At 69.1% G+C, this 17,201-nt stretch carries 20 protein-coding genes; all 20 read right to left on the bottom strand.

All coding sequences use genetic code 11. The features are described 5' to 3' along the window. Nucleotides 1-7: 7 nt before the first annotated feature. Nucleotides 8-2,620 (bottom strand): hypothetical protein, encoded by a 2,613-nt coding sequence (locus SSMG_RS14450; protein ID WP_037713668.1) that lies wholly within the window; start codon nucleotides 2,618-2,620, stop codon nucleotides 8-10. Further along, complete coding sequence (locus SSMG_RS14455) at nucleotides 2,620-3,468, bottom strand: hypothetical protein (RefSeq protein WP_037713670.1); 849 nt, start codon at nucleotides 3,466-3,468, stop codon at nucleotides 2,620-2,622. The genes SSMG_RS14450 and SSMG_RS14455 overlap by 1 nt, the downstream gene beginning before the upstream one ends. Nucleotides 3,469-3,478: 10 nt before the next feature. Next, nucleotides 3,479-6,010, bottom strand: coding sequence for a hypothetical protein (locus SSMG_RS45360; RefSeq protein WP_009076927.1), 2,532 nt, complete (start codon nucleotides 6,008-6,010; stop codon nucleotides 3,479-3,481). A 16-nt stretch (nucleotides 6,011-6,026) separates the two neighbouring features. Further along, entirely contained in the window at nucleotides 6,027-6,359 is a 333-nt protein-coding gene (locus SSMG_RS14465; protein ID WP_009076929.1) for a hypothetical protein, read from the bottom strand. Further along, the gene (locus SSMG_RS14470) at nucleotides 6,304-6,690 is read right to left on the bottom strand and encodes a hypothetical protein (protein WP_158688027.1); all 387 of its coding nucleotides are present in this window, start codon (nucleotides 6,688-6,690) and stop codon (nucleotides 6,304-6,306) included. Before SSMG_RS14470 ends, SSMG_RS14465 begins: the two co-directional genes overlap by 56 nt. 168 nt (nucleotides 6,691-6,858) lie before the next feature. After that, the gene (locus SSMG_RS14475) at nucleotides 6,859-7,452 is read right to left on the bottom strand and encodes a hypothetical protein (protein WP_009076932.1); all 594 of its coding nucleotides are present in this window, start codon (nucleotides 7,450-7,452) and stop codon (nucleotides 6,859-6,861) included. 47 nt (nucleotides 7,453-7,499) lie between these two features. Continuing rightward, nucleotides 7,500-7,916: a hypothetical protein gene (locus SSMG_RS14480; RefSeq protein WP_009076934.1), complete on the bottom strand. Its 417-nt coding sequence runs from the start codon at nucleotides 7,914-7,916 to the stop codon at nucleotides 7,500-7,502. Further along, entirely contained in the window at nucleotides 7,916-8,215 is a 300-nt protein-coding gene (locus tag SSMG_RS42375; RefSeq protein ID WP_009076936.1) for a DUF5403 family protein, read from the bottom strand. The genes SSMG_RS14480 and SSMG_RS42375 overlap by 1 nt, the downstream gene beginning before the upstream one ends. Next, nucleotides 8,212-8,583, bottom strand: coding sequence for a hypothetical protein (locus tag SSMG_RS42380; RefSeq protein ID WP_009076939.1), 372 nt, complete (start codon nucleotides 8,581-8,583; stop codon nucleotides 8,212-8,214). Before SSMG_RS42380 ends, SSMG_RS42375 begins: the two co-directional genes overlap by 4 nt. Then, the gene (locus tag SSMG_RS45365; RefSeq protein ID WP_158688028.1) at nucleotides 8,583-8,756 is read right to left on the bottom strand and encodes a hypothetical protein; all 174 of its coding nucleotides are present in this window, start codon (nucleotides 8,754-8,756) and stop codon (nucleotides 8,583-8,585) included. The genes SSMG_RS42380 and SSMG_RS45365 overlap by 1 nt, the downstream gene beginning before the upstream one ends. 59 nt (nucleotides 8,757-8,815) lie before the next feature. Further along, nucleotides 8,816-9,721, bottom strand: a complete 906-nt coding sequence (locus SSMG_RS14490) for a phage major capsid protein (protein WP_009076941.1) — start codon at nucleotides 9,719-9,721, stop codon at nucleotides 8,816-8,818. A 97-nt stretch (nucleotides 9,722-9,818) separates the two neighbouring features. Further along, complete coding sequence (locus SSMG_RS14495; RefSeq protein ID WP_009076942.1) at nucleotides 9,819-10,322, bottom strand: hypothetical protein; 504 nt, start codon at nucleotides 10,320-10,322, stop codon at nucleotides 9,819-9,821. Nucleotides 10,323-10,333: 11 nt separating this feature from the next. After that, a complete protein-coding gene (locus SSMG_RS14500; protein WP_009076944.1) occupies nucleotides 10,334-11,233 on the bottom strand; it encodes a hypothetical protein in 900 nt (299 codons plus the stop codon). Nucleotide 11,234: 1 nt separating this feature from the next. Then, nucleotides 11,235-12,638 (bottom strand): phage portal protein, encoded by a 1,404-nt coding sequence (locus SSMG_RS14505; RefSeq protein WP_009076945.1) that lies wholly within the window; start codon nucleotides 12,636-12,638, stop codon nucleotides 11,235-11,237. A gap of 34 nt (nucleotides 12,639-12,672) precedes the next feature. Beyond that, complete coding sequence (locus tag SSMG_RS14510; protein WP_009076947.1) at nucleotides 12,673-14,325, bottom strand: hypothetical protein; 1,653 nt, start codon at nucleotides 14,323-14,325, stop codon at nucleotides 12,673-12,675. Between the two features lie 25 nt (nucleotides 14,326-14,350). Next, nucleotides 14,351-14,710: a hypothetical protein gene (locus tag SSMG_RS14515; protein ID WP_158688029.1), complete on the bottom strand. Its 360-nt coding sequence runs from the start codon at nucleotides 14,708-14,710 to the stop codon at nucleotides 14,351-14,353. Between the two features lie 56 nt (nucleotides 14,711-14,766). Further along, nucleotides 14,767-15,849 carry a glycosyltransferase family 4 protein gene (locus SSMG_RS14520; protein ID WP_009076950.1) on the bottom strand — a complete coding sequence of 361 codons (1,083 nt, stop codon included), beginning with the start codon at nucleotides 15,847-15,849 and terminating at the stop codon, nucleotides 14,767-14,769. A 108-nt stretch (nucleotides 15,850-15,957) separates the two neighbouring features. Next, nucleotides 15,958-16,479, bottom strand: coding sequence for a hypothetical protein (locus SSMG_RS14525; protein ID WP_158688030.1), 522 nt, complete (start codon nucleotides 16,477-16,479; stop codon nucleotides 15,958-15,960). Nucleotides 16,480-16,574: 95 nt separating this feature from the next. Further along, the gene (locus SSMG_RS14530; protein WP_009076953.1) at nucleotides 16,575-16,784 is read right to left on the bottom strand and encodes a hypothetical protein; all 210 of its coding nucleotides are present in this window, start codon (nucleotides 16,782-16,784) and stop codon (nucleotides 16,575-16,577) included. Beyond that, nucleotides 16,781-16,990, bottom strand: coding sequence for a hypothetical protein (locus SSMG_RS14535; RefSeq protein WP_009076956.1), 210 nt, complete (start codon nucleotides 16,988-16,990; stop codon nucleotides 16,781-16,783). The genes SSMG_RS14530 and SSMG_RS14535 overlap by 4 nt, the downstream gene beginning before the upstream one ends. Nucleotides 16,991-17,201: the final 211 nt, after the last annotated feature.

Here is a 17,201-nt window from a genome sequence, read left to right on the forward strand (position 1 = left end):
CTCACCGTCAGCTCCACTGGTCAGAATCCCACACCGCGGCGTCCCACACCCCGGCTCCCGGCGTGCCGAGCGCCCGCAGTTTCAGCGTGTCGGTGTACTCGCTCGCGGACCATCGCGTCGTTTTCGACAGCACCTGCGCGAACAATTCGGCGCCGGGTTCGTTGTCGCGCTGGGTGGCGAGCCGGACCACGTCGAACACCTGCCGCCGCGGGTTCGCGGGGACTTCGAGGTCGTCCACGATCGGCGCCGGGGCGGACAGTGCGCCGAGCAGCGCCTTGGCGATCGCGTTGGCGGCCAGCGCGTTCTGGATCCAGTCGGTGGTGTCCAGCGACAGGACCCGAGCGCCGATCTCGGCGATCGACGCCGCATCGGACTGGACGCCCTGAATGGGCTGCGCTTCGGAGAGCACGCGGCCCGACACCAGGAAATATCCTTGGTTCCCGCCCGGGTAGGAACCCGTGTAGTTGTCGTTGGAGTTCTGCAGGTTGGCCCAGAGGATTTTGAAGAACCGCGGATCGTCGGTGACCTGAGAGTCCACCTGGAACTGGGTGTTGTCCGCGGTGAAATCGTAGGTGTTCACCGCGGAGCAGTGCCCGGTCATGATGTCGATGTCCTGCTCGTTCGCGGGCGGCGTGTCCGCGGCGATCCGCGAGTTCACCATGACGGCTTCGGCCGGGAGCGACAGCGTCGCGTTCAGGGCCGTGTTCGCGGGCGTGTACTTGTCCCGCGCGCTCTGCTGCCGGTACACCCAGTTGAAACCGGAACCGCGGAACGCGCCGTTGACGATGACCTTGTTCCGGCGGTTGTCGGAACTCGGGTTGACCGTGATGTCCGCGAACGAGTCCAGGGTGAGGTCTTCGGTCTGGGCACCGGGGCGGATCGCGGGCAGCTGCCCCAGGGTCGCGTCCCCGATGTTGAGGGCCCCGTGCTCGTCCTTCCACATCAGGCCGCGGATGCCCTCGACGTAGTTCTTGAGGACTTCCCAGCCTTCCCGGCCGGAGACCTCCGGCAGATAGTGCAGCCACCCGTCCGCGTGGTAGTCGTAATACTGGGTCAGGTACCGGCAGTACGGTTTTCCGTTGGCCTGCACCGGGAACGCGGGCTTCGCCTGATAACCGGCCGTGACCCCGGCCGCGGGCGCGAACCATTCGGCCGCGAACAGGTACGGGAATTCGGTCGCGTTGTCCGACGCCAGGTCGGTTTGCACCACGTTGCCGCGCTTCTTGCGCGGGGGTCCGCCGTTGGTCGCGTTGTTGATGTCCGCGGTCGGCACGTCCCGGTACCGGACGCCCTGGTCCGAGGGCGAGTTCCCCGAACCCGGCGTGAGCGCCTGGACGACGCCGTTGAACCGCACCTCCGGGATCACGCCCCCGGCCGCGAACCGGACCTTCACCCAGATCTCGTGCGGGCGGCCCAGATCGCTGATGTTGACCGGCATCGCGGTCGAGGTCGGGGTGGTCCAGGTCCAGGAACGCTGATAGCCCGATGCCCAGTTCTCGCGGACGTAGACCTGGATCGTGCCGTCCGTGTACCCCGCGATCGCGATCTGCGCGCACTGGTAAACCGGGTCCTCGTAGACCGTTGCCGAGACGTAGGGCTGCTCGCCCAGCCGGAAATCCTCCAGGTAGAACCGGTGGCGCCAGACCGGGTCCGCGCCCGCGGCGTTGGCGCGGTACCAGTTCGCCACGAACCCGATCTCCTGCGCCGGGTCCCCGGCGTTCTGCGGGAGGAACACCTGCCGGTTCGCGGTGTGCAGGTTCACCGACGCGGTGCGCACCATCTTGTCGACCGGGAGCCGTTCCTGCCCGTAGGCCGCGGTGTTCCCGCCGAACTCCTCCAGCGCCGGGACCCCGGTCGACCCGTACTGCCAGGGCTGGGTGCTGATGTTCGAGCGGAGCTGATACCAGTTGTCGACCCGGCCCAGGCCGTAGCTCGGGAGCGGGGACCCGATCATCGACTGGTACGACACCGCGTCCGGGCGCGGGACCCGCAGCATCGGCGCCCCGAGCTGGCGCAGCACCTCGTGCAGCACCCACTTGCCGGAGATCGGGTTCTCCGCGCCGCTCCAGTCCGGGCCGTTGCCGTAGGCCGAGGTCGGGGACGTCGAGGCCACGGCCCAGCGCGGGAGGGTGACCGATGCGCCGGTCTCGACCCAGTTGTCCACGCACACCAGCGACACGGTCCCGTCGACCCGGCGGTAGGAGTAGGACTGGACATGCCCGGTGAACCCGGGCAGCGCCGCGTCCCCCAGCGCGGTCCGGGTCACCCACTCCAGCGTGATCGGAGTGCCGACCAGGGTCGTGCTCGCGGTCGGCGACAGCGGGTCGTAGGGGTCGAACAGCCGCCGCACCGACGTGCCGCGGTCCTGGTTTCCGCCGAGGGTCAGGTCCATCCGCGCGGAGGCGAACCCGGCGACCGCGTTCACGCCGTCCGGGAGGTTCGAGTTGAACGACCGGTCCACCGACACCTCGGCGACCGCGGTGGACAGGTCCGCGTACCGGGAGCCGTAGCTGCCGTCCTTGGCCCAGTCGATCATCACCCGCGCGTAGGTCTCCCCCAGCCGCGACGCCAACGCGTCCGCGAGGGCGGCGTCTTTCGCCGTGTCGCCCGTGGACAGCATCAGACCTCCGCCAGCCGCAGCGTCAGGTTGTCGTACGGGTAGAGCGTCACGTCGTCGGGCACCTCGCAGACCACGACGCGCGCGCCGGTGCCCGCGACCCACGGCGTCGCCTCCGGGCCGAGTTCGGTCTGCATGTGCGCCACCTCGACCAGGCCGGACGCCGGGACGGAGACCGCCGGGTACAGGGCGGCCGTGCCCGCGGGCGGGGTCACGGTGACCGCCGCCCGCTGCCACGCGCCCGACGCCGGCACGTCGGTGCCGCCGAGCGTGCCCGTGACGAACGCCTCCCCGTCCGCGCCGGCCGAGTACAGCGTCACCGCCGCCCCGGACGGAGCCCGCAGATAGACGGAGAACGTCGTCGTGCCCAACGCCGGGCAGAGCGTGCCGGGCCACCCGGCCGAGGCCTCGCGCGCGGCCGTCGCGCCGTTGGTCAGGGTCGTGGTGAGCCGGGTCTGGCGCGGCACGCCCGCCGCGGGCGCGGTGAGGATCTGCCCGAGGCCGCTGCCGAGGGTGGAGAACACCGGCCGCACGCCCGGGCTCGCACCCGCCGTGGACGTGCGCAAGTCGAGCATGTTCACCGTGTACGCCTCGAAAAACCGCAGCCACGTGTTGTCCTTGTACCCCAGCCAGTAACCCTCGACGCGGTGGCGGACCTCGGGTTCGGCGTCGTCGAACCCGAGGTCCCAGACCCGTTTCACGCCGGTGACGTTGACCGTCTTGGCGCCGGTCGCGCCGGCGAACACCGACTGGACGCGCTCGGCGGGGCGGCTGTAGCTGTCGGCCACCGGCAGCGTCCCGGTGCCCGCGGAGATTTCCGCCAGCGTCCCGAAATAGTGGTCTTCGAGCACCGCTTTCCCCCTACCGGTTGAGGTTCTGGCCGTAGCCCACGGACGTGATCCGGGCCTGCCCGCTCGAGTCGATCGAGAACCGCATCCCCGCGATCGCCTCGCGGAACGCGGCCACCAGGTCCCCGTAGTCCGCGCCCCGGCCGCCCGATCCGATGGCGTCCATCGTGTTGCGGTTGTCGACCACACGGCCGGTCTGCCCGGGGACGAACAATTCCGGCCCGTTCTCGCCGACGATGTGCGGCATGCCCGCGGTCGCCGTCCCGCCCCGCTCCAGGTACGGGATTTGGGGGATGTTCACCCAAGGGATGTGGTTCGCCGCCGAGATCAGCCCGTTCAGCAGTTTGATCGCGAAGTTCAGGGCGCCTTTGAGCCCCGCGGTGATGCCGTCCCAGATGCCGCCGAAGAACTTCCCGACGCCCGACCACACGCTTTTGATGAACTCCCACGCGTCGCGGAACCAGCCTTTCACCGTGTCCAGCACCCCGCCGGCTTTGGCGAAACTCGAGAACAGGTCCGTGACCCACTTGATCACCGACGAGATCGCGCTGACGACGCTGCCGATGAGGACCCCGGCGAACTGGATCAGCGGTGCGACGACGGCGGTGAACAGCTGGATCAGCGGCGGCAGCAGCGCCCCGACGAGCTGCACGATCGGCGGCAGGATCGGGACGATCGCCTGCACCAGGGAGATGAACGCCTGCAGGAGCGGCTGGATCGCGCCCATCACGGCCTGGAACAGCTGCAGCAGCGGCGGCAGCAGCGACGCGATCAGCTGAGTGATCGGCGGCAGGATCGGCAGGATCGCGGCGATCAGCTGAGACCAGAACCCCGCCAAGGTCGAAATGTACTGGCTCAGCACCGGAACCATGCTCATCAGCGGCGGGATCAGCGCCTGCACCACCGGAACGAGGGCCTGCACCAGCTGCGTCACGATCGGCACCAGCAGCCGGATCGCCTGCGCGAACAACCCGCCGATCACGGGGATCAGCGGCTGCACCGCGGCGAGGATCGCGGTGATCGCCGAGGAGATGACCGGCAGGATCGGCGTGAGCGCCCGGACCGCGGCGAGCAGCGCCTGCCCCAGGGCCTGCGCGACCTGCCCCAGCACCGGGACCAGCGGGGTGAGCGCCCCGAGCAGCGGCATGAGCGCCGCGGTCGCGATCTGCACCAGCACCGGCAGCAGCGGCGCCGCCGCCTGCACGAGCGCGGACAGCGCGGACACGATCGGCGGGAACAACGGCGCCAGCGAGTTGATCGCCGACGCCAGCGTCGTGCTCAGGATGCCCGCGATCGGGCCGATCGCGGGAGCCAGCGCCTGCACCGCGGACACCAGCACCGGCCCCATCGCCTGCGCGAGCGACGCGAACGCCCCCGCCACCTGCGGGAGCACCGGCAGGATCGCGTTCAGCACCGGCACGACCGTCTGCGCCAGCACCTGCCCGACCGTCGCGAACGCCGCACCGAGCGCGCCCAGCGCCGCCTGCCCGGCCGTCGAGGACAGCGCCGCGTTGATGTTCGCCAGCAGCGGCAGAACGACCGCTCCGAGACCGGCGCCGCCCTGGCTCATGCCCGTGAACACGGCCTGCGCGATCCCGCCGACCTGGACGAGGATCGCGCCGACCTGACGGAACGCGTCCGCCATGCCGGTGATGACGTTCTTGATGGTGGCCGCGCCTTGGGCGCTCGCGGTCCATGCGCTGAATTTCTGCGCCGTCGCGCCGATGCCGGTGGTGAGCTGGGACAGCATCGGCGCGGCGATCGCGCCGATGTTGATGAACCCCTGCAGCACGGGTTTCACCGCGTTGCCGACGTTTTGGATCACCTTCGACATCTCGACGAAGATCCCGTTGACCTTCGCCGCGTTCGGCCCGAACGCCAGCACCTGCGTGGCTTTGGTCGCGACGCCGCCCATCGCGGTCGCGATCGCCTGCAGCCCGACGTGCAGCTGCGGCAACGCTTTCTTCAGGTTGTCGACCGCGGGGGCGAGCGAGCTTTGGAACGACGCGCCGACCTGCGACTTGAGAGTGTCGATCGTCGGTTTGAGGCCCTCGAACGCTTTCTTCGCCCCGTCCGCGCCAAGCTTGATCGCGGCCATCGCCCCGATTCCGCCGATCAACGCGGCCGGGATCAACGCGGCCGCGCCCGCCGCACCCGCGAGTGCCGGCTGAATCAGCGCCGACGACGCTGCCGACGCGAGCGCGGCTGCGCCGATCTTCGCCATCACCGGGCCGAGAGCCTGGGCCGCGCCGAGCGTCTTCTCCAGCCCGAATTTCGGGCTGACCGTCGCGAGTTTCCCCGCGGCGATGCTGAACGCTTTCATCTGGGCGAGCGCGCCCGTGGTGTCGACGTCGACCTTCGCCTGGATCGTTTTGCCGGACTCGCGGCGGAGGAACGCTTCGATCTCCGCGATGCCGCGTTTGGTGTCGGCGCGGACGTTGACGACAACCTCGGCCTTGATGTTCTTCAGCTCGGCGTCGAGTTCACGCCGCAACTCCGACAGGTCCGGCGTGAACTTCACCGATGCGACGTCAACGACGGCCATGGGTGCGCCCCGTTCGTTACGGTGCGGGCACCTGGCCCTGTCTCATCTGCTGTGTCACCGCCAGCCCGATTGCCAGCGCCGACGTCGTGGAGCGTTTCGGTTTGTCCACCGGGTGCGGAGCCGGTTTCGGTGTCGGCAACCGGCGCGGGGACTGGACTTGCGCGGTGGTGAACGTGTTGTCCTGCAAGTCCTGCCGGATCGCCTGCAGCATCTCGCTGTCCACGTTCCAGCCCAGCACCTGGCGGGCCTTCCGGATGTCGCCTTTCACCCGCCGCACGGTGAAGTACGCGGAATCAGGAGGCAGCCACCCGATCAAGTCCAGCAGTTCCTGTTCCGGCAGCGTCGTCACCGCTTCCAGGAGCCGCAGCTGGTAAAACCGGCGGAAGTCCGCCGTCAGCGGTCCCTCCAGTTCCAGGCAGCGCAGCACTTCCGTCGCTTTTGGCGGCCTCCTCGGAGGACGATCCGAGGTCCTTGACGATCGCCATCAGCACGCCGATCGACTCGTTGTCGAGTCCGGCGCGTGCGACCTCGGGGTTGTCGGTGACGTCAGCGATGGTGTCGATCAGGGAGGAACGCACGTCCTCGAACGCTGACTCGTCGGCGGTGTCCTGGTCGATCTTGCCGAAGGCCCGGAACCGGGACCGGAAAAGCTCCAGCTCGACTTTGTCGAGCATCACCATGCTGCGCAGCATCACGGAGGTGCCGTTGTCGAACTCCAGCGGGACGCCGGGGTGTTCCTCGGCGGCTTTGGCACGGTATGCGGAGAGTGCGGTCATCGCGGAACCTCTTTCGTTGTCGTGGGGCCCCGGGCGGCGGCCACGACTCCGCGCGCCCGGGGTGATCGGGGGTCAGGAAAGCGGGAACAGCTGCGGGCTGATCCAGTTGAACTTCTTCGGCCGCACCCCGCCGACGAGGTCGGGGCTGATGAACGTGCCGACGACCGGGACACGGGTCGCGTCCTCGGTGCTGCTGGTGTCGATGTTGTCCCGGGCTGCCCACGAGTTCTTGGGCGCGTGCAGGCCGAGTGACACCGCGCCGTCGGTCCACACAGCGAGGAACGCGGTGACCGTGTCGTTGCTGTCCTCGCCGTCGGCCACGCCGAACACGCCGTCCACGGTCCCGCCCTGGGTGCCGTGGTACAGCGCGAGGGTTTCGCGGGTGATCTGGGTGAAGTCCAGCTCGAACCCGGTCACCACCGCCGCGGTGACGACCCGGATCGTCTTCTTGGCCATCGACCCCTTCGGGGTGCGGTCGCCGCCGTCGCGGGTCAGCTGGATTCCGCCGTCGCCGGTTTCGTCGGCCACGTGGGCGATCTCTTTCCACACGGCCGGAAGCGTGCCGCCGGGCGCGATCTGCTCCGGCGTCGGCGGCGGCGTGCCCGGTGCCGCCTGGTACACGTGCAGGCTCTGCGGAATGAAGTAGCCCTCGTCGCGCAACGTCATCGCGGGTGTCCTCTCAAGACTCGGAAACTGGGGGAGAGCCACCCGGGCTACGCCGACCACTTCTCGGCGGTCGTGAAGGTCGCATCCATGATGCACGTCGCGCGCCCGCTGCCGGACGCCATGTTCGCCACGTCGGCGCGGGCCGGCGACGACGTGACCGTGAACTTGTGGATACCGCCGCCCGCCGCGGTGGTCGCGGCCGTGTCGCGGGCGGTGTCGAGGATCCCGATCGCCGTGTACAGCAGGGCCCGCGCGGCCCGCCAGCCCTCGACGTGCCAGCCGGTGAGTTTGAGCGTGCACCGCGACGCGTACGCCGGATGCGGCACCCGGCCCGGGGCCTCCGCCACGATGACGCGGCCGGCGGGGACGGACATCGCGGTGCTGTCGTAGCGGTCCGAAGCGTCCACACCGGACGCGTCGAGCAACGCGACGACCACGTCGACCGGGTTCAGATGCGTCGGCATCAGGCACCCCGCAGCGCGTCGCGGAGAATGTGCAGCCCCTCGACCCATTCGCCGGTGCGGGCGTTCACATGCCCTTCCTCGATGCTGAGGCTCGCTTCGAGCGAACCGGCGTCGAGGTTCACGTAGTGGTCGACGCGTCCCTTGGTCTGGGTGACGCGGGTCTTGCCGGTGCGGTGGTGGCGGGCGAGGTTGCCGCGCGCGGCGACCAGCACCCCGTACGCCTCGTCGCCGAGCACCTGCTCGACTTCCGCGGAGTGCGCGACGACGCGTTCGAGGTTCGGCAGGGTCTTGTGCTTCACCAGTACCTCCGGACCGTCCGGACAGGGCTCGGCGTGAGCCGGAGCGCACGGTTCGGCTTGTAGCCGAGGTCCCGCTGTTCGTCGCGCCGGAAGTACACCTGGCCTTGCGCGTTGATCGGCGTCGGGGTAGTGCTGATCTCGTCGGACGGCACGAGCGCGTTGAGCGCGTCCGGGAGACGCGCGGCCCGCAGGACCGCCGCGCACACCGCCTTGGTGAACAGCTTCGCCCGGCCCGCGTCCGCGGACACACCCGGCACGAGCCGTTCGGCCTCGGCGACCGCGTCCTCGATGTACGCCTCGACACGGGATTTCTCGCTGGGCGTGAGGTCGCGGCCGACCCGCTCCCGCACGTCGCCCGCGTCGACCATCATTCCTCCTTCGGCTTGGACCGCGTGCGCGTCGCGCGCTTGGGTGGTGCTTCCGTCTGCTCGCCGGTTTCGGCGTCCTCTGTGGACTCAGCGGATGGTGTGCCGCCGAGTGCGCGGCCGATGTCGTCCGGGCAGTCGACGGTGGAACCGCCGGGAAGTGTGTAGCGGGGCAAGGGAACCCTCCAAAGCCAGGGGTTGGCCCGCCCCCCGTTCGCGGGCGGGCCAACCGGGGTCAGCTGGTGACGACCGGGGCGGTCGCGTCGGTGAACCGCACGAACGCGTCCGGGTCGGTGCACGCGGCGGTGCCCTCGAACTCGCCGATCACCAGGATCTGGTTCAGCTCGGTGGTCGACACCAGCTTTCCCGTGGAGTCGGTGTAGGCGGTGTCGGTGACGACCCGGAAGTTCGGGGCCTTGTACACGCCCCACACCACCTTGGACCAGTCGCCAGCCCAGCCCATGTCGGCGCCCTGCGCGATCTGCGGAACCTGGTAGGCGGGGCGGCCGAGCATCCGGCCCGGGGTGCCGTGGAACGCGGCGTTCTCGCCGGTCCACGCGTCCACCCACAGCGGGCGGCCCTGCAGGTCCACCGACGCGAGCAGCGTCGGCTCCGCCTTCTGGTCCCACAGGTACCCGGTGGTCTGCCGCGGCGGGTTCTTGCCGGCCTGCAGCGCCAGACCCGAAACGATGTCCCGGTAAGTGCCGCCGGCGTTCTGCGCGGCCGATCCCAGTTCCACCGACGTGGAGGTCTGGTTGATGTAGCCCTGGCCGGACACGCCGCCGTAGATGCCCATGACGTCGATGGCGCGGGCGAACGCGCCGCCCATCTCGTCCTTGACGAGGTTCACCAGCCCGAACGGGTCCTCCCGCGCGGCCTCCATCGACAGGACGGAGATCAGCGCGAACTTGCTGCGCTGCACGAACTGGAACCCGATTTGCGGGTCGTACTTCGGCTTGACCTGGTTCTCGCCGACGATCGTCGCGGTGGTCTGTCCATTGAGGACAGGGATCTTCGCGCCCATCACGTTGATGGGGATCTGCTTGCCCAGCTGCATGATCGCCGAGTAGTTGCGGGCGGTCTTGATGATCGGCTCAACCTGCTGCGGGGTGAGCTGGAACTGCGCGAGAGAGGTGACCATGGGGTGCTCCTCGGAATCCGTGGGGATCGTCGAGCACCCGGCTCACAGAGCCCCGGATCAGCAGGGGCGAATAGTGGTCTGCGGAAAGAATAGCGCGTCAGCCGCCGACCGCGTCGCGCAACGCCTGCACGAGCGGGTCCTCGTTCGGCGGCGGCGGGGTGAAACCGGCCGCCGGGTTCATCGGCAACCCTCGTCCGCCGAGCCGCTTGGCCAACGCCTCAGCGTCCTTCTCCAGCTCTTCCTTGGTAGTTCCCTTGATCCGGTCCGCTTCGTCGGCGATTCCGAATTTCGCAGCCGCTTCGAGCCGCGTCAGTTTGTCGCCGAGCACGGAGTTCTCCGTGAGCAGCTTTTCGTGGTCGTCGGTGAGCGCGTCCAGCTTCGTCGCCTTCTCCTTGAACGCGTCGAACTGGGTCAGCCGCTCGTTCGCGGACTGCAGCAGCTGCCCGGCTTCCTCGTACTTCTTGGCCAGTTCGTCGCGCTCGGCGGCAACCGTGTTCTTCGCCGCGCGGTGCTTCGCGTTCTCCCCGCGAAGCTCCTTGATGTAGGCGCGGACCGGTTCCTCCAGCGTGCTCAGGTCGATCTCGTTGTCGCGGTCGGGCACGGGTTTCTCCTTCAGGCATCCAGCTCGGCGAGCTTCTTGCGGTCAACCTCCAGCTGCTTGGCCACGTAGGCTTTCGCGCTGGCGGACTTGGGGTTCATCCCTTCGAGGGTCCGGATCCGGGCCTCGACGGCTTTGCGGTTGTTCTCGGCCTGCGCGCGGACCTGCGCGGCACGCTGTTCGCCGTCCGGCGGGGCCGATGTTCGGGGCTTCACTTCGCCGTTGAGTTCGCGCACGCCGCGCGTGTAGGCGCGCATTGCCGCCTTCCCCGACAGGCCCTTCGTGAGCGTCTTGTACCGCTCCAGCTCGGCGGCAGCGTGCTCACTGCCCGGATAGCTGGTGCGCTGCCCTTTGAACGCGGGCACCACGATGCAGGTGCAGCCCGGGTGGAAGATGTCCTTCTCCTGCGCGGTTTCCGCCGTCTTGTACACCGGTCCGCGCGAGATGGTCAGTCGGCACAGCGGGCAGGTGGGCGGTTCCGGGTCGACACGCGCCCACCCGATGGCCTGGTTGTCGGCGAACGTCGAGGCCCTGGTCTGATTCCGATGCGCGTTGCGGGCGTGCTGGTCCGCGCGCCCGATGATCTGCTCGACGTGTTCCTGCGTGACCGGGTCTTCGTCGGCGCGGACGTCCTCGATCACCGTCACGAGCGCGTCGGGCGTGTAGTCGCGGATCGACGCCGCCGGCGGTTCCCCGGTGATCCCGGCGTCGCGCCGCAGCTTCCGGTAGTCGTCGACGGCCAGCGCCTGGTGCAGCCGCCGAGACTTCACGACTTCGGGGAACAGCAGCTGCGCCAACGCTTTGGCCGGGGCGGTGGAGCCGATGAACGGCACCAGGATGGGAACGATCGCGTCCACCAAGCGCCGCGTCAGCGTCGCCTGCGCCCGGTAGGTGTCGTCGAGTCGCCGCGCCACATCAGGCCGCCGGGTTGTTGCGCTGCGCTTCGTTGACCGCGTCGTTCACCATGCCGGTGATGCCGCGCAGCTCGGTCTCGTCGTCCATCTCGTCGATGTCGTCTTGCGTCAATCCGAGCAGGCGGCGCAGGAAGTTCAGCGTCAGCAACGGTTTCCCGTCGACCTGCACCGGTGCCAGCTTCACCGCGGCGTCGGCGGCGGCCGCGGTGTTCGGCAGCGACGCATCCCGCCACCGCAGCCGCACCGTGACCGTGAACCCGGCGCGCGCGGCCAGGTACTCGAACAGTGCGATCCACCGCGGCTGGAAACCCTGCCGCAACCGCTCCGAGCGGGTGATCAGGCGGCCGTTGTCCTCGCGCTGCGAGTCGCCGGACGCCGGGTTGGCGTCGGAGGCAACCGCGAACACCGACACCGGGATGCCGGACAGCGCCGACGCGTTGCGGGTAAGCATGTTCATGCCGGTGGTGAAGTTCTGCAGGTTCGCCGCCTGGAACTCGGCGATCTTCGCCGCGGCGTCGCCGAGCAGCAGCATCCGGGACGTGTAGAGCGCGTCCGGGTCCGGCGCGTTCGCGATGTCCGGGACGTCGACCATCTCGCCGGTGAGGTCGTCTTCCTGCTGGATCGGTTCGCCGGTCTCCGGGTCGAGCTTCGGCGGCGCGAAATCCTCCAGCGTGGTGCCGGAGATGACGCGCTGGGGCGCGGCCATCGACGACGAGGTCCACACCAGGTCCGAAGTCACCCGGGTTCCTGCGTCCTGCAGCTTGAAAATGTCCTTCGCCTCCGGCCGCCCGAACGGGTCGTTCGCCTTGCGGCGGCAGAGGAAGTCGAACACCGGCATCCCCGGCCACGTCACCGGTTCCCGGTCGGCGATCCACTGGCCGTTCACCTTCTTCAGGTACTGGGCGTTGCCGGGCGTGTAGTAGGCCCGCTTCTCGCGCTGGGCCCCGTACACCTGCAGCGCCTCGGCGATCTCGCCCGTCAGCGGATTGATCGCGTGCACCATGTCCGCAGCACCGATCATCTGCAGCACCGGGTACCCGTCGACCCGCTCGGACGACGAGGGGACGACGTAGCTGCGTCCGGTCTCCAGCGCCTCGATGTGCACGCTCGACACGAACTCGTCGCCGCCGTTGGCCTTCAGCACGCCACGCAGGTACGCGGTCGCCTTCTCGTCCTCAGTGCCGTCCTTGCCGAACGCGGTCACCGCGTCCAGAGTTATGCGCTCCTCGATCACGCCGCAGGCCAGGCGAACCCACGGCTGCGGCGTGTAGAACGAGATCCGGTGCTCCGGCGGGATCATCGGCGACGTGTTCCGCCACGTCTGCTCCGCGCGCGCGTACGCCTGGTATTTGGCGGTTTTCTGCTCGTTCACCGCGAGAACGTTTTCGAGCGTGTCCCGTGACATCCTGGCCCCTTGACATCAGGGCCACCCGGGCCATTTACCGCTTCCCAGAGTAGGTGCTGCGCCTCCGCCGCGTCTTCGCCGCCGGCGGCGTGGCACGCAGGAACTCGGTGCGCGCCATGTCCGCGAGCAGCGTCGCCGCGTACAGGTCGACCTTGTCCGGCGAGTCCCGGGTCCGTTTCCCGAAGCTCATGCCGTACCGGTTCGGCCGGCCGAAGGCGTTCAGGAAGTGCCGCTTCATCGCGGTGTCGCCGTCGAGACGCACCTCGGCGTTTTCAATCCCGGCCTGCAGCGACTCGTGCGCGAGCGTGAACCGACGTTGCGACCCGCGCATGTCTGCGCCGATGACGCTGTCCTTCGTGAAACCGACCCGGAGCTTCCGGCCGTACTCCTTCGTCCACTTCTCGACGTGCCCCTGCACCGGGTTCACGTCGGAGAACCACGCCACCACCCGCAGCTCCGAGAACGCCTTCTCGATCGCGAGGTCGAAGATGCCCATGTCGACTTCCCAGTCCTCCGGCCGCACTTTCAGCGGCCGTTCGGCGAGCGCGAGACGGAACACCGCCCGGTCCCGGATCCGCATCGCCACCAGACCCGAAGCGTCGTCGCTCAGGGAAAAGTCCGACCCGAGCGCTACCCTGTCGCGCGGCTCCAGCCGGAGCGTTTCGTCCTCGCATGCCTTGATCTGCACCTCGTCGTAGAGGGCGTCGTCGGCCGCGGAGTTCACGCACAGCTCGAACCGCATCGTCCGCGCGATGCTGGTGCGTTTGGACACCGACACGGCGAGTTTCCGGTCCACGTCGAGCCACACCGCGTCGCCGCGGGCGTGCTCGATCCCGGCGCGCAGCGATTCCACATCGGACGGGTCCGCGAACGGTGCGCCGAGCTGGTCGTAGTTGATCCGCAGCGCTTCGGCGGGCGCGCGGCCCTCTTCCTGTGCCTCGTAGTCCTTGTGGATCAGCTCCAGCGCGCTGCCCTGGCCGGATGCGTAGGCGTTCGAGCTGCCCACCAGCCGCGTGTTCGGGATCTTCGACGCGCCGCCCTCCGCGGCCTCCAACAGTTCCGGGCCGCCCTGCGAAGGGACCCACAGACCCAGCTCGGAACCGGAAATGAACGTCGGCCGGTTGCCCTCGATCCGCCGCGGCTGCGCGGTCACCGCCTCCAGCCGGCCACCTGCCACGGTGTAGGTGATCTCCTTTTTGATGTCGATGCCGTACTTTTCGACCGTCGATTCCGGGGTGATCTCCTTGAAGTACTTCGTCGTCGTCGCGGTCGCCTCCAAGCTCGTGGAGGTGACGATGACCCAGGGGTTCGGCTGCCGTGTGACCCCGACCCGGCCATCCTTGAGCCGCGCCGGACGGCACAGGCCGACGAGTTCGTGCAGCGACAGCACGGCCTGGATCAAGTCCTTGCCCGCGCCCTTGATCCGCACCAGCACCGACACCGGGTAGACGAACCTGAGGGTCACGGGGTCGACCGCGCAGGTCCACAGGATCTGCCGGATCTGCTCAGGCGAAAGCCGCATCGGCTTCCCGTCGAGCACCAGGTCCTCGTGCGCGAACTTCAACGCCGACAGCCCGACCGCCTCGGAATAGCCGAGGTCCCTCGGCAGCAGCCACCCGCCGTCCGCCTTCTTCACCCACGTGTACCCGGTCGACCCGGGTTTCCGGGTGGCTCCTGGGGGCAGCATCCAGCCTCCCGCACTGGGCGGGGACCTACCCCGCGTTCATTTGGTTCACCACGGCCTCGATGTCGAACACCTCGGCCTCGTCGCCGTCGTCGTCGCGTGCGAGTTCGATCCGCAGCCGCCGCCGCGCCCCTTCGGTCATCAGAAGGTCGTTCAGCGCCGAGAAAATCGGGGACAGCGCGTTCGCGACCGCCCCGCCGTCCCGGTTGAGCTGGTCGGTGAGGACCTGGCAGACGACTTTCGCGTACGCGACGTCCGTCGCGGTCATCCACTTCGCCACCGGCGACGCCGCGACCGACCGGTACACCTCCGCGGCGAGCGGATGCCACGCGTCGAGCGGTTCGCCCCACTCCGCGGGCTCGCCGCCGGACAGCGACTCGATCGGCACCTCCGGTTTGTTCCTCCGGCGCCGCTGGTCGCTCCGCTTCGGCACAGGGCCCCGCATCACGTCACCAGCTTCCGCAGCGCCTCGGCGAACACGCCAGCTTCCACAGTGGTCTGCACGGCCAGCTCGGCACCCCGCAGCCGCACCCGCTCCGACCGCTCCCGGTACGCGTCCTCGTCGGTGAGCAGCAGATGCAGCACGTCCGCCCACACCTCCGGATACCGCCGGTCGAGGAAGATCCCCGCGTCGCCCAGGCACTCGCGCAGTCCGGGCGTCGATGCCGCGATCACCGGGATGCCGTTCACGCACGCCTCGGCCGCGACCATCCCGTACGACTCGTACGCGCTCGGGACCAGCAGCACCCGCGTCCGCTTCCACACCTCGCGCATGTCCTGCACGGTCGGGATCCGCACCACGTTCGGCATGCCCGGCGACGGCAGCTGCTCGCCGTGCGCGCCCTCGACGCCCAGGAACGGGGTATTCGGCATTTGCGCGGCCAGCCCGTGGAACAGGTGACCGCCCTTGTCCGCCGACAGGTTCACGAGCGTGACCGCGTCCCCGGTGGCTTCGACCTCGTGCAGGCCCGGCAGCAGCGGCGGGTGCACCACGATCCCGCCCAGCCCCAGCGATTCCCGCACCCACTCCGTGTTCGACACGTCCAGATCCCGGTCCGCGGCCAGCATTTCCGGGATGTCGAACCGGTCGTTGTGGTGCACCAGCACCACCGCAGCGCCCGGGAACTCCTCCGCCAGCGACGGCAGCACCCGCACCGCCATCGCGTGATGCGCCACGATCACATCCGGCGCGAACGGAGCCATAAACCCCCGACGCACCTGCAGCCCGCGGTACTCGTACCGGGCCGGAGCGTCCGCCGCGTCCCGCAACCCGAACGACAGCACCCCCGTCTCGAACTCGGCCGCCGGAAGCGACCGCAGCAGATGCTCCACCATCCGCTCGCTGCCCGCCGACAACCCCGGCGGGAACCCGTGCACCACCGCCAGCACCCGGATCGGCCGACCCGACACCCGCGCGACCTCGCGCACCGGCCGCAGGCCCCGCCACCGCGCGCCCTGCACCAGCATCCGCCGCCCGACCTCGACATCCACGCCGATCACCGACCCGCCCCCAACCTCAAGCCTCATGCTCAGTCACCAACTCCCGTGAGTTCCAAACCCGTACAGCCCCGGAGGCGGCATGACCTCCGTTGGACCAGGCAATGGGGTGGGGTAGGTAACGCCCCCTGGGGTTGATCATCGCCGCGTTTCGTCGCTGTGCGTAGTCGCGGTCGAGTTGAGATGGACCATGCCGCCGTTGGTGAACGAGATGCCGTCCTGGGTCTCGTGCATGCCGAGGTGTCCGCCGCGGAGGTAGCAGAGCATCCGAGCATCACCGCCTAGGTCTGGGCCGAGCGCACCGCAGCGGCCGTTGTGCTGTGTACGTAGGCGTCGGTCAGCCTCGTCGTCTTCGGCTCGGTCGCGCGCTGCACAGTTCGCGCAGCGCGGCCAGTTGCGGGCGTTGCGTTCGGTCGCTGGCGTGTGCTCGTCGCGTTCGCCTCGGCATCGGCCGCACTCCTCGGCGGGCTTCTTCCTCATTCGCAGGACTGTCTCGAAGGACTGTTCGTCGCGGTGCGCCTCGACGAGGTAGCCGTCTTCCACCATGGTCGCGTCGACTATCTCGGTGTCGCTGAGGCGGATCTCTCCACCGGCGCGGCGAAGCATGATCAGCGCGAAGCGGACGAAGTCGTTGTCGCGGTATGACACGGGGTAAGACACGGGTTCCTCCGGTCGTGGTGTGCCGCATCGGCAGTGGTGCGTGTAGCCCATGCCGTTCCAGCGGGGACGGGTGAAGGCGTGGATGTGCTGCATGGTCACCACTCGTCGTCGCCGATGCGGTAGGTGAGGTCGGGTTGCGAGCGTGACTCGATGTAGGTGTTGCCGTCGCCGGGGCGTGGTTCGGTGGCGCGGATGGCGTTGCGCCAGCTGCTGTGCACGGTGACGACCGGTGCTGTGCGGAAGCCGTAGCCCTGGCGTGTTGTGATCCAGCGGCCGTCCCGCTCGCGGACGGTGTGGCGCTTCACTGCGGTGCCTCGATCACCGGCCCGCTGTCGGGGACCTCGACGTTGACGCCGGTGACGCGGGGGCCGTTGGTGTCGAACTCGATCGCGCTGGTGAAGCGGGGCTCGGCATGGCCTCCCGCCTTGGCGCGCAGCTGCTGCAGGGCGGCGATGAGTTCGTCGAGGGTGGCGGGGCGGCCGAAGTCGATGGAGGCGCGCGATGAGGGCATGAGGGTGCCGCCTTTCCGCAGTGCGTATTCGATTAAGTGGAGTCGATGGGTGCCCTCCGCGTCGTGCCCGTGGACGGTGCTGTGACCGAGGGCTGTACCGGGCTCTGTCCGGCACCTGCCGGGGATACGACGGAACCCCACCGCCGAGGGGGTGTGCGGTGGGGTTCCTGGTGGTTCAGGGTCTGCCGAGGGCATAGCTCGGCGACGTCTT

Origin of the sequence: Streptomyces sp. AA4 (genome assembly GCF_000158875.1) — a bacterium.
In the GTDB taxonomy this organism is placed as follows: Bacteria; Actinomycetota; Actinomycetes; order Mycobacteriales; family Pseudonocardiaceae; genus Amycolatopsis.

What these genes read in the sequence shown, in the direction of transcription:
- SSMG_RS42380 (WP_009076939.1), bottom strand. Translation starts at nt 8,583, where the DNA reads ATGGTCGACGCGGGCGACGTGCGGGAGCGGGTCGGCCGCGACCTCACG.
- SSMG_RS14520 (WP_009076950.1), bottom strand. Translation starts at nt 15,849, where the DNA reads ATGAGGCTTGAGGTTGGGGGCGGGTCGGTGATCGGCGTGGATGTCGAG.
- SSMG_RS14510 (WP_009076947.1), bottom strand. Translation starts at nt 14,325, where the DNA reads ATGCTGCCCCCAGGAGCCACCCGGAAACCCGGGTCGACCGGGTACACG.
- SSMG_RS14480 (WP_009076934.1), bottom strand. Translation starts at nt 7,916, where the DNA reads ATGCCGACGCATCTGAACCCGGTCGACGTGGTCGTCGCGTTGCTCGAC.
- SSMG_RS45360 (WP_009076927.1), bottom strand. Translation starts at nt 6,010, where the DNA reads ATGGCCGTCGTTGACGTCGCATCGGTGAAGTTCACGCCGGACCTGTCG.
- SSMG_RS14450 (WP_037713668.1), bottom strand. Translation starts at nt 2,620, where the DNA reads ATGCTGTCCACGGGCGACACGGCGAAAGACGCCGCCCTCGCGGACGCG.
- SSMG_RS14505 (WP_009076945.1), bottom strand. Translation starts at nt 12,638, where the DNA reads ATGTCACGGGACACGCTCGAAAACGTTCTCGCGGTGAACGAGCAGAAA.
- SSMG_RS14490 (WP_009076941.1), bottom strand. Translation starts at nt 9,721, where the DNA reads ATGGTCACCTCTCTCGCGCAGTTCCAGCTCACCCCGCAGCAGGTTGAG.
- SSMG_RS14470 (WP_158688027.1), bottom strand. Translation starts at nt 6,690, where the DNA reads ATGGTGATGCTCGACAAAGTCGAGCTGGAGCTTTTCCGGTCCCGGTTC.
- SSMG_RS14475 (WP_009076932.1), bottom strand. Translation starts at nt 7,452, where the DNA reads ATGACGTTGCGCGACGAGGGCTACTTCATTCCGCAGAGCCTGCACGTG.
- SSMG_RS14535 (WP_009076956.1), bottom strand. Translation starts at nt 16,990, where the DNA reads ATGCCCTCATCGCGCGCCTCCATCGACTTCGGCCGCCCCGCCACCCTC.